General features: G+C 66.6%; 11 protein-coding genes and 2 pseudogenes. 5 read left to right on the top strand and 8 right to left on the bottom strand.

Annotated elements, in window-relative coordinates; genetic code table 11:
* A partial coding sequence (locus tag JO059_RS19480) for a hypothetical protein (protein ID WP_293321697.1) occupies window positions 1-205 on the bottom strand: 205 nt, incomplete at its 3' end.
* Between the two features lie 311 nt (window positions 206-516).
* Between JO059_RS19480 and JO059_RS19475 the strand changes: the two are divergent.
* Window positions 517-1,134: pseudogene (locus tag JO059_RS19475) on the top strand (carboxymuconolactone decarboxylase family protein); the annotation flags it as partial.
* A gap of 34 nt (window positions 1,135-1,168) precedes the next feature.
* On the opposite strand, the gene JO059_RS19470 reads toward JO059_RS19475, so the two are convergent.
* The 3 genes from JO059_RS19470 to JO059_RS19460 all read right to left on the bottom strand — a co-directional run bounded on the left by JO059_RS19470 (window position 1,169) and on the right by JO059_RS19460 (window position 3,044).
* Entirely contained in the window at window positions 1,169-1,654 is a 486-nt protein-coding gene (locus tag JO059_RS19470) for a hypothetical protein (RefSeq protein ID WP_293321695.1), read from the bottom strand.
* A complete protein-coding gene (locus JO059_RS19465; protein ID WP_293321693.1) occupies window positions 1,647-2,804 on the bottom strand; it encodes a YcaO-like family protein in 1,158 nt (385 codons plus the stop codon). Before JO059_RS19465 ends, JO059_RS19470 begins: the two co-directional genes overlap by 8 nt.
* Before the next feature lie 102 nt (window positions 2,805-2,906).
* Window positions 2,907-3,044: a hypothetical protein gene (locus JO059_RS19460; protein ID WP_293321691.1), complete on the bottom strand. Its 138-nt coding sequence runs from the start codon at window positions 3,042-3,044 to the stop codon at window positions 2,907-2,909.
* Window positions 3,045-3,346: 302 nt separating this feature from the next.
* Between JO059_RS19460 and JO059_RS19455 the strand changes: the two genes are divergently transcribed.
* Together JO059_RS19455 and JO059_RS19450 are read left to right on the top strand one after the other, a co-directional pair.
* On the top strand, window positions 3,347-3,640 hold the full coding sequence (locus JO059_RS19455) for a hypothetical protein (protein ID WP_293321689.1): 294 nt from the start codon (window positions 3,347-3,349) through the stop codon (window positions 3,638-3,640).
* 28 nt (window positions 3,641-3,668) lie between these two features.
* On the top strand, window positions 3,669-4,178 hold the full coding sequence (locus tag JO059_RS19450) for a hypothetical protein (protein WP_293321687.1): 510 nt from the start codon (window positions 3,669-3,671) through the stop codon (window positions 4,176-4,178).
* Here JO059_RS19450 and JO059_RS19445 read toward each other — a convergent pair.
* Complete coding sequence (locus tag JO059_RS19445) at window positions 4,175-4,942, bottom strand: glycosyltransferase (RefSeq protein WP_293321685.1); 768 nt, start codon at window positions 4,940-4,942, stop codon at window positions 4,175-4,177. The genes JO059_RS19450 and JO059_RS19445 overlap by 4 nt on opposite strands.
* Before the next feature lie 210 nt (window positions 4,943-5,152).
* Here JO059_RS19445 and JO059_RS19440 point away from each other — a divergent pair, with 210 nt between their 5' ends.
* On the top strand, window positions 5,153-6,304 hold the full coding sequence (locus JO059_RS19440) for an aspartate/glutamate racemase family protein (RefSeq protein ID WP_293321683.1): 1,152 nt from the start codon (window positions 5,153-5,155) through the stop codon (window positions 6,302-6,304).
* Between the two features lie 13 nt (window positions 6,305-6,317).
* Window positions 6,318-7,505 (top strand): ATP-binding protein, encoded by a 1,188-nt coding sequence (locus JO059_RS19435; RefSeq protein WP_293321681.1) that lies wholly within the window; start codon window positions 6,318-6,320, stop codon window positions 7,503-7,505.
* A gap of 17 nt (window positions 7,506-7,522) precedes the next feature.
* Here the strand turns inward: JO059_RS19435 and JO059_RS19430 are convergent, their stop codons facing one another.
* From JO059_RS19430 to JO059_RS19420, 3 genes and pseudogenes are all read right to left on the bottom strand, one after another.
* Window positions 7,523-8,170: a response regulator transcription factor gene (locus tag JO059_RS19430; RefSeq protein ID WP_293321679.1), complete on the bottom strand. Its 648-nt coding sequence runs from the start codon at window positions 8,168-8,170 to the stop codon at window positions 7,523-7,525.
* Complete coding sequence (locus JO059_RS19425; RefSeq protein WP_293321677.1) at window positions 8,167-9,036, bottom strand: ribonuclease Z; 870 nt, start codon at window positions 9,034-9,036, stop codon at window positions 8,167-8,169. Before JO059_RS19425 ends, JO059_RS19430 begins: the two co-directional genes overlap by 4 nt.
* Before the next feature lie 210 nt (window positions 9,037-9,246).
* Window positions 9,247-9,833: pseudogene (locus tag JO059_RS19420) on the bottom strand (MFS transporter); the annotation flags it as partial.

Here is a 9,833-nt window from a genome sequence, read left to right as displayed (position 1 = left end):
GCAGCAGCGATTGCGGTTCGGCCGCGGTGTCGTCGAGGCGGGCGCAGGCGGTGCCGATGCTGGCGGTGACTCCCGCGGTGGCGCTGGCCCACCCACAGGCAGTCCCTCGTTTTCGCCGCAACGCCGCCGTCGCGCTGGCGTGCCTGGCCCATCCCAACCCGCTGGCCGCGCTGATCGGGTGCGTCGCCTTCGCGACCTTCGGCACATCCAGAGCAACATCCCGGCCACCCCGAAGGCGACGGCAAGCCACGTCATCGCCACCGGAACCCGCCCACGGGGACCGTCCGACCCGGCGAGCAGCGCGACAAGGCACAACACCATCGACGCCGAGATGAACGCCAGCACGGCGCGAGTGGCACCGCTGATGCCCCGCGACGCCAGGTAGCCGGAGAGCCAGTCGTATTGATCGGCCCGCCACCACCGGCTAAACAGCGCGGTCACCCTCAACTCCCGATCGCCACAGGTCGAGACACTAGCCGCATACCGCTGGTATGGTCACACTTTCGCGCGCCGTCTCGTCTCACGGGCATGACACAGAAAACCCGCCTCGAGCCCCTGCCCCCCAAGCGCGTCGGACTGCTGACCCGCGCCATGTACCGGGTGGCCAAGCGCCGCTACGGCCAGGTTCCCGAACCGTTCGCCGTGTCCGCGCATCATCGCAAGCTAATGATCGCCGGCGCGATCCACGAGACCATGGTCGACCGGGCGTCCAAGACGCTTCCGGTCAGCGTGCGTGAGCTGGCGGTGTTGTGGACCGCGCGCCGGATCGGCTGCTCGTGGTGCGTCGACTTCGGGTCGATGCTGCAGCGCCTCGACGGCCTGGACATGGAGCGGCTCAAGGACCTCGACGACTACGCCACGTCGCCGGCGTTCAGCGACGACGAGCGCGCGGCCATCGCCTACGCCGACGCGATGACGGCCGACCCGCACACCGTCACCGACGACCAGGTCGACGACCTGCGGGCCCGTTTCGGCGACGCCGGCGTGTTCGAGCTGACCTATCAGATCGGGCTGGAGAACATGCGGGCGCGGGTGAACTCCGCGCTGGGCATCACCGAGCAGGGCTTCAATTCCGGTGACGCCTGCCGCATTCCGTGGGCCGACGAGGCGCGGACTTCGACGCACGCACGCTGATCACATCGCCGTCGGGCCGCCCCCGCTCGAGGTCTCAACCGCGGATGCGTGCTCGCTTCACGATCGTCTCGCGAATTCTGCCGGGTTCGCACAAGGTGTCGAGCAGGTATAGGTAGGGCAGGAACACGAGATCGTCTGGTATCTCACCCGTATGGTGTGACAGCAGTCGCTCGGCGACGAGGTCCTTCTCGCTCTGTGGCTGCCGCATACCGCCGAAGCCGTGCGTTGCGTTGCGGTACAGCTTGAGCAGCATCGCTGCCGCCCTCTGTGGTTCTCGGTGATGCCCGCGCTCGCTGCCGGGGATCCGGATGACGATGTTCCGGTCTCCGCGTTGTTTTCGGAAGAAGAACCCTTCCTGAACGCGCAGAAGGCTCTCAACGGCCCGGTCAGCAAGGGGCATAAGGATTGCCGCCACATCCTTGGGCATCTTGGCGCGCACACGATCGGCAGTCGCCTTGGCCGTGTTGTACGTGCAGAGTTGATCGAAGCGGCGGTCCGTGATTCGGTCCTGGTCACTCATCCACTTGCAGTTGTCGCCTGCAGGCCTGCATTGTTTGAGTGGTCCGAAGACGCGCAATCGGTTCAACGACAACGCCCTTGGTTACCAGGTGGAATTGTTCGGCGCCCAAGACGACGGCCTGCACGACCGTGGGGGCATCCTGATCGGGTTCCGTGGCACCGCAAAAGAGGGTCCGGCCGAGCACCGGATACCCGGCGTCGCCCAGCGTTTGCACCTTGGCGGCCAGTTGGTCCGCGACCGTTGCTGTTTCGGTCGCCGCCCGCGGGCGGAATTCGACTTCCGCCACCGGCAACGGGATCGATTCGCAGCGATAGCACGCGTTCTGGAACGGGTAGTTTTCGATCAATTTTCGGGCGGCGGGGCCGTCAGGATTGGTCCCGTCGGCGATCGCGCACAGCTGTTCGTATTCCATGAGTGCGCGTTCGATCGCGTAAGCGGGGTTGCTCGATGAGCCCTCGCCGAGGAGCCGGCAGCCGTGGTGATTGAAGCGAGACCCGATGGCGATCGCGACGGTGCCGGCCAGCGCGGGGACGACCCGCACCTCGATGCTCGATCGGCTCGACCGCTCGATGTCCGACTTCAATGCCGACAAGTGGCCGTCGCGGAGCACGATCGACGTGCCCACCGCATTTCCGAATCCACACTGCAGCAGAAAATGGCTCAGCGCATCCCGTTCGATGACTTCGTTGAGGGCATGTAGCAGCGCCTCGGAAACGTTCATTCCTGCGGCGTATCCGTTCGTGCTCCAATAGCCGACCGCGAATCGCTGCGCGACGTCGGAGGTTCGGTCGAGCGGGGGGTGATACATCGCCGCCGGCAGCCACACGTCGCACCCGCGGGCGTGATGCGAGAGCAACCCAAAGCGCGCGGCGGGCACGTTGCCGCGCTGTGCAGTCCGCAGGTATTGGCCGACAGCGTCGTTGGGCAACCTGCCGCGGAGGTACAGTTCGCCGACATCCACAGGGACCGGCGCTTCCCGAGGTGCGACCACGCCGCGGCACACGGCGTGTTCCAGAAGCTCGAATAGCGCGCTTGCCAGATTCTGCGGATGGTCGCCCTTGCCGTAACCGGATACGGCTCCGGACCGATCCGACGTCAACGCCGCGCCGGTCTGCCGCGGATACCTCTCCGAGACAGCTCGATAAGACACCGTCCCAAAATGGGACAGAAGCCCCAGACATGCAGCGATCGAGCGTTCGATGGGTACCGAACGCTCGATCGCAGACAGTGACCGCAACCGCGTAGGTCCCGCTCAGCCCGCGGCAGCTAAGGCCTCAACCGCACCGCCGGCGCAATAGTGCGACGGCACGAGGAAGGCCGCCTCGCGGCCGGCGATGGCGGTGTCCTCGCGATCGGCCGCGAAAAATCCCACCTTCATTCGAAGATTCATCAAATGTCTCCTTTCACAACGACTCTGGCGTTGTTCTACGGGTGTGGCGAGTGCTTCAAGCCACACAGGCAACTCTGCGCGCGAGTCAATGCCCCGTCGATCCTCTGATCGGTGACTCCGGCGGTCGAACTCGGCTCCTCCGATTGGTCGGTGCGCGGGCGTCCTCCGCCGAATGGGGGAGAAAACTTCCCCCACACGATCCGGCGTTCACCCGAGAGACTTGCCGCTATCGCGCCGCGAGAGTGGTCAGTGGGCGGAACCGACACGGCCCGCCAACCGGCATCTACCCAGGAGAACCCGAAATGAAGGACACAGGCAACACGCCACGGCGCCCTCGATCGTCGGCCGCGGCCGTCGTGGCGTGGGTGCTGGCGCTTTTCGCGGCGGCGGCGGCCCTGTTTGTCGTGGCGCCCGCGGCCGCTCGCGCCGATGCCTGCGGCAGCTTCGGCGGCCGCCACTGGTCCGTCAGCGGTTGCCCGCCCCCGCCGGCCTACTATCCGCCGCCGGCGCAAACCGCACCGCCGCCGGACTACACCCCCAACGCCACCGTGTGCGCGCAGGGTGGACGGTGGTTCAGTTGGAGTGCCTGCAAGTAGCGCGTCGCAGCGCGCCGAAGGATTTTCAGTGAAGACACGCCATCTCGGTGCCGCCGCTATCGGCCTTTTCTTGGTCGTGGGCGTGCTGCTCAGTGCTGCGATCACCACCGGCATTCCTGTCGACGAAGCCAAAGGGGCCCAGACCGCCGAGAACAACGCAAGGCGCCACTTCATGTTTCAGGTGATCGGACTGAAAATAGCCAACCAGGGCGGACACACGATCAACTTGTTCTTCCACTACCGATACAACAACGGCATCGGCGACGGCGAGATACCGGACTACATGGAACTACGGGACGAAGCGCTGCACTACCTCAATACCGCCGATTTTTCGACGAACCCCTATTGGGAGGTTCTCAATCACCACCTGTGTAACCAGCTGAAAAACAACTACCCGCTCCAGGCAATCTCCTGCTTGATGCAGGTGATGGGCACGGAAAACCCGCCCCCGCACGAGCCAACCGGCTACCGATCCAGCATCGAAACGATTGGTGATATTGAACCGTTGTTTCTCCCGGGCCCCACGCAAGGGAGCTAGCGCCGCAGCACGAGCCGGAACTGGTCGCGGTCCGAATTACTCCAATTCGCGGGGTATCTCGTCCATTTGTACCCGAAGACCGATTGCTGCAGGCCCATGAAGCGCATGGCGGTCCAGAGGAGCACCTTGGCGCCGAAGGCGAAGTTGTTTTCGGCCCGGAATCTTCGCGGGGATGTGTACGCGACGCACGACCGCAGGTACGCCGCACCGCCGTGCCGCCCGATCCGTCGCATCAGGTCGGCATCCTCGCCGGCGTCCACGCGTTCGTCGAATCCGCCGATGCCGTCAAAATCTCTCTTGCGCACCATGATCGCGTTCCCGAGGCCCTGGTGCATTCCGAGCCGCGCGCAAACGCGCAAGTACAAATCCGCGGCGCCATAGCCGACGCGCGGAAAGTAGCGGTCGCCGACCGGCGCCACCCGGAACGCGACGGCCGACAGCGCACCGTCGCGGCCGAACGCCGCGAGCGCGCCGAGCAGCGAGCTGCGCGGGACGACGGTATCGGCGTCGATGAACAGGATGACGTCGGTGGTGCACAGCCGCGCCCCCTGGTTACGTGCCCTCCCCGGCCTGCCGCCCTTGGTAACCAAACAGCCAGCTCTGCTAGCGATTTCGGCCGTGCGGTCCGACGAGTCGTTGTCGGCGACGATAATCTCGGTGACCTCGTCGTACGACTTCAGGACGTCGAGCAGATAGGGCAACCACGCTTCCTCGTTCGACGTGGGTATCACCACGCTGAGCTGAAGGACCGGTTCTCCCGTCACGCAGCGACCGTAAAGCCGCACCGGCGACCGATGGCATCCCCCGATCGGGGGTTGGTCCGCTCGGCTCGGTAGCCGTCCGATAGGTGGAAGACGACTCCTCCGCCAGGACGGCCGGTTAGCGGAAAGACACCGGGCGAGGCGGCTGAGATCGTCGGTATATGCAGGTATTACGCGGAAGGCGCGTCCAACGACCGGATCCGGAGTAGCGAGATGGACCAACTGATCAGCCCAGGGCCCGCCCGGGATCTGCGGGCTCCAACACGTCGACGGCTGGGGGTCGTGGCGGGGCTGGGACCCCGGAACACGGCCCGCTTCTACGCGATGCTGTGCGACAAGTATCGGGCGCTGACGGGTGGCGCATCTCCGGACGTGGTGGTGCAGAGCATATCCGTGCAGCGGCACCTCGTGGAGAGGTTGTCGGACGGCTCATTTCGGTCCGAACACCGCGAAGCGCTGGGGCATCTCGTCACCCGGACATGTCGGTCTCTTGCGGACGGCGGCGCCGACGTGATCGCTATCGCATGCAACGCCACCACGGTCGACGCCACGATAGTCACACCGGCGCGGATCGGGATGGTGGAAGGCGCTTGCCAGAGGTTGCACGACCTGGGTGCCCGTCGCGTCGGTCTTCTCGCGTCGAGCATCATGGTCTGGTCCGCCGCCTACGAACAGGGTTTGGGCGAGGCGGGCATCACGGTCGTGACACCCGCCCCACGCGATCAGGAGATCGTCGACAAATTCATCGAGGCGGTGCAATGGTCGCGTACGCAACTCCCGGTGCCGCGAGATTTCCTTCGAGTCGTCACGGCGCTCGGCGACGACGTGGACGCGCTGGTATTGGACAGCGCCGACCTCTGCGGTGTGGTCGACGCCGCGATGGCGGGCAAGCCCGTCATCGACAGCGTGAGTGCGCTCGCCGAAGAATCGTGTCGCGCACTGCTGGATCCCTGGCGTCGCACCGGCTCGGCGACATGCGACACGTCGCCGCGGATGACGCTCCGGGCACCACTAGTGGGTGTCGGGTCAATTCCACCGGTACAGCCCCAGGCCGACGGGGCCGACGAGGACCCGGACACCCGCGCCATGCCCGCATTTCCTTACGCGTCATACCCGTGGGCCTGGAGCACGTCGGGTGACCGCGCGTGCCGGCCGCTCGGCCCGAAGCAGCGTGGCATGGGCGCACTGACCGCCGGGTTCATCGGGGCGATGTGTTTCGGTGCGGCCGCCGGGATCCTGGCGGTTCACTACACCAACCCCCCTCCCCAGCCAGCGGCGGTAGGCCAGCCCGTCGAGACGACCTCGAGTGGGCAAAGCTTCGGCCCCGAGTGCGGTGATCGTTGCATTTCGCGGCTCGGCAAATGACCATCGGTAATCAATGAGCACGTCAGACCTCAACCGCGTGCGCCGGATGCACCGGCTGAGGTCGCTGCGCGCCGGGTACGGCCTTCGCCTCGGCGTGGTGGCCATCATGATCGGGGCGATGCTGGTGAGCACCGATCCCGGCAAGTGGGTCAACGAGGGCGTCCTGGTCGCGCTGTACGCCGCGATCGCGGTGGCCGCGGCGGCCGTGGTGTTTTCTCCCCGAAGCGATTTGGTCACCGGCGAACGGTTCGTATTGACCCTCTCGCTCGTCGACGTTGCGGCGGTGTGGTGCTTCAAGCTGATGTCGCCGGGGGGATACCTTCCCCTGCTGCTGATGGGCCTGCTGCCGCTGCTGGTGGCGACTGGGGTGTCGTGGCGGCCGACGGCGGCGGCGATGGCCGCGATCTACGTCGCATTCGCCATAGAACTGTTGGGGGACCCGGTGATTCAGCCGCGCATCGGGTGGCCCGAAACGGTGCTGTTACTGGCGATGTACGCCTTCGTCTGTTCCGCGAGGTTGGTGGTGGCCGTCGTTCGGAACAAGTACGAGGACGAAGTCGCCAGCGTCACGGCGTCGCGCGAGGAATTGCTCGCCGACACGATGACCTCGTCGGAAACGCAGCGGCGCCAGATCGCGGAAGCCATTCACGATGGACCGCTGCAGGATGTGCTCGCCGCCCGCCGCGACATCTCCGACTTGCGCAAGACGACGCCCGCGGTGCAGCTCGACCGCGCGGTGTCCAGCCTGCAGGAGGCGTCGCAACGCCTACGGGAGGCCACCTTCGAGCTGCACCCGGAGGTTCTCGACGAGGTGGGTCTTGGAGCCGCCGTGCACAAGCTGGCCGCATTGACCGCGGAGCGCTCGGGCATCGCCATTGCAACCGAGATCGAGTATTCGGGCAGCAACGCGATCGACCCGATGATCTTTGGGGTAACTCGCGAGTTGCTGTCAAACGTGGTCCGTCATTCCCGCGCCGACCGTGCGTCGGTGAAGCTGGCGGTGGTCGACGACTTGTGTTGTCTCGATGTGGCGGACAACGGGATTGGGATTACGGGTGACGCCGCGGCTCGCCGGCTCGCGGAGGGGCACATCGGCCTGGCGTCGCACCGGGCTCGGGTCGAGGCTGCCGGCGGCAGGATGCGCATAGTCGACGAACCCGCCGGGGCGCACATCCGGATCGAGGTGCCGCTGCGGATGTAGCGGCTAAAGCGCTCCGCTCACTCCACCAGCCGACGCCGCATCGCCTCGGCAACCGCGGCTCCCCGGTCGGAAACCTTCAGCTTCTCGTAGAGGTTCTGGACATGCGACTTGACGGTGCTGGGCGCCAGATGCAGGCGCGCCGCGATTTGGGGAACCGACAGCCCGTTAGCCATCATCCGCACCACCTCGCGTTCGCGCGCGGTCAACAACGCGGACTCGCCCTTGGCCCGCTGCTGGACCTCGGTTGCCAGGGCACCGGATAGATGGGTCGGCACGTAACCGTCCCCGGCCGCGCATTTGAGGACTGCGGTGATGATCTCGTCGCTGTCGGACTCCTTGGTCAGGTAGCCCTTCGCGCCCTCGGCCAGGGCCTTGTACACGACCGAACTGTCGTCGAAGGCGCTGAGCAGCACGACGCGGGTCGGCAGCCCGTCCCGGCTGACGGCGTGGACGACGTCGAGACCGTTGAGTTCGGGCATCTTGTAGTCGAGCAGCGCCACCGCCGGCCGCAGCTGGCGGATCGCCTCGAGCGCGGCTCTTCCGTCGGCCACTTCGGCGACGACTTCCACTCTCCCGCTCGAATTCAGCGCGCGAACGACGCCTTGCCTGGTCACCGGGTGGTCGTCGGCAACCACCACTTTGATTCGTTTTGAGGGGTAGCTCATGCGCTGCTCCCGAACTGTCGCGTGCTCTTCGTATTCTGCACCTCCACGCGATGCAGGTCCGGCCCGAGTTCGATGCGCCCACTGAACTGCGACCGCGCGCGCGATCGCCAGTCGTCTTCCTGACCCGGCGCGACGGCCGGGACGCAATGGGTCAGGACCAGCGTGCCGACGCCGGCCCGCTCGGCGGTGCGGGCGGCTTCCTCGACCGACGAGTGGTAGTCGCAGATGTCGCGGATCCGTGGTATCGGCGCGGCCTCGATGAGATCTTTGCGGATCACTGTGTGTACCAACGCGTCAGCGCCGGCCGCCAGCCTGTCGAGGCCGGCGCATGGCACCGTGTCGCCGGCCAGGACGACCGACGCCGAGTCGTAATCCACCCGGAAGCCGACGGTGGGAGCCACCGGCCGGTGATCCGTCGGGCCGGCCTGGATGCGGACGTCGCCGGCGTCCCACACGGTTCCCTCGGTGCATTCGCGGACCTCGACCGCGGGAGGGCCGGTGAGATCGGCGTGGTGCGCGATCCGATAGCCGATGTCGGCGCCGAACGCGGCAAGCGTCGCCTCCACCGCGGCCGCCGTTCCGGGTGGGCCGATGATCGGCAACGGCACCGGTTCCGGCGTGAAGGTACTCACCCACCGGGTGATCAGCACGTCGCCGAGGTCGGCGATGTGGTCGCTGTGCAGGTGGGTGATCAGCAGGGCGGTCAGCGCGTTGGCGCCGAGACCAATCGCAGCAGCGCGCTGCAGCACGCCCCGGCCGCAGTCGGTCAGAAACGTCTGTCCCGCCGCACGTATCAGGGTCGCAGGGCCGGCCCGCAGCGGATCCGGGATGGGGCTGCCGGTTCCGAGGAGAACAATCTCGATCACGCCTCAGGTATGCCACACATGCGGTGTCCGGCACAACAACCCAGTTTGCGGCTACGCCGCGCCGTCCGCGGCGCGGGAGTGAACGTCGAATGCGGGTAAATGGTTCTACCACAGTAGCTTTGGACAATCAGATCCGGTGTCGCGCGGGTGTGTGTGTAGTGCCGTTCTCCCCCAATCGGGGGAGAAAGAATCCTCCGCCCAATCCGGCATCTACCGGAGCGGTCGCGCGGTGCGGATCTCGCGGGCGAGCGGCATACAGAGCGCGGCGCCGAGCAGGCCAACCGCGAGGATGGAGACCGCCACTAGTGGCGGGCCGCCATGGCGCAACCCGCAGGCCGCCAGCAACGGCGCGACGATCGCCGAAAGCGCCAGCGCCATTCCCCACACCCCGTGGTAGCGCCCGCGATGCGCCGGCGGGGCGATCCGGTGCACGATGCCGGCGGCCACGACAAACCACACGATCTCACCCGGGGCGCAGGCGGCCGTTGCCAGGCTGAAGCCCGCGGTGGAATCCGCAACCGCGGCAGTCGCCAAGCACGCTGTGGTCCAGGCCCCGGCCGCGGCCAAAATCCCCAGCTTGGGACGACCGGCGACGTGACGGCCCAGCCATGGAGTGAGCAACGGGGTCAGTGCCGCCACGGCCGACGCGTTGGCCAGTTGCGCGCAGCCGTAGGCACCGGCGCCCAGGCCACTAGCGGCCATCATCATCGGCAGGGCCGCGAAGAAACCTATGGATGCGGTCAACGTGGCCACGCTGCTGGCCAACAGCAGTGTCAGCCGGCCGTCCGAGAATGCCT

The organism is Mycobacterium sp., from assembly GCF_019247615.1.
Classification (GTDB): Bacteria; Actinomycetota; Actinomycetes; order Mycobacteriales; family Mycobacteriaceae; genus Mycobacterium.
Note: the sequence above shows the minus strand (reverse complement) of the source record. Positions and strands in the feature narration are given on the sequence as shown.

What these genes read in the sequence shown, in the direction of transcription:
- JO059_RS19455 (WP_293321689.1), top strand. Translation starts at nt 3,347, where the DNA reads ATGAAGGACACAGGCAACACGCCACGGCGCCCTCGATCGTCGGCCGCG.
- JO059_RS19435 (WP_293321681.1), top strand. Translation starts at nt 6,318, where the DNA reads ATGAGCACGTCAGACCTCAACCGCGTGCGCCGGATGCACCGGCTGAGG.
- JO059_RS19430 (WP_293321679.1), bottom strand. Translation starts at nt 8,170, where the DNA reads ATGAGCTACCCCTCAAAACGAATCAAAGTGGTGGTTGCCGACGACCAC.
- JO059_RS19440 (WP_293321683.1), top strand. Translation starts at nt 5,153, where the DNA reads ATGGACCAACTGATCAGCCCAGGGCCCGCCCGGGATCTGCGGGCTCCA.
- JO059_RS19460 (WP_293321691.1), bottom strand. Translation starts at nt 3,044, where the DNA reads ATGAATCTTCGAATGAAGGTGGGATTTTTCGCGGCCGATCGCGAGGAC.
- JO059_RS19470 (WP_293321695.1), bottom strand. Translation starts at nt 1,654, where the DNA reads ATGAGTGACCAGGACCGAATCACGGACCGCCGCTTCGATCAACTCTGC.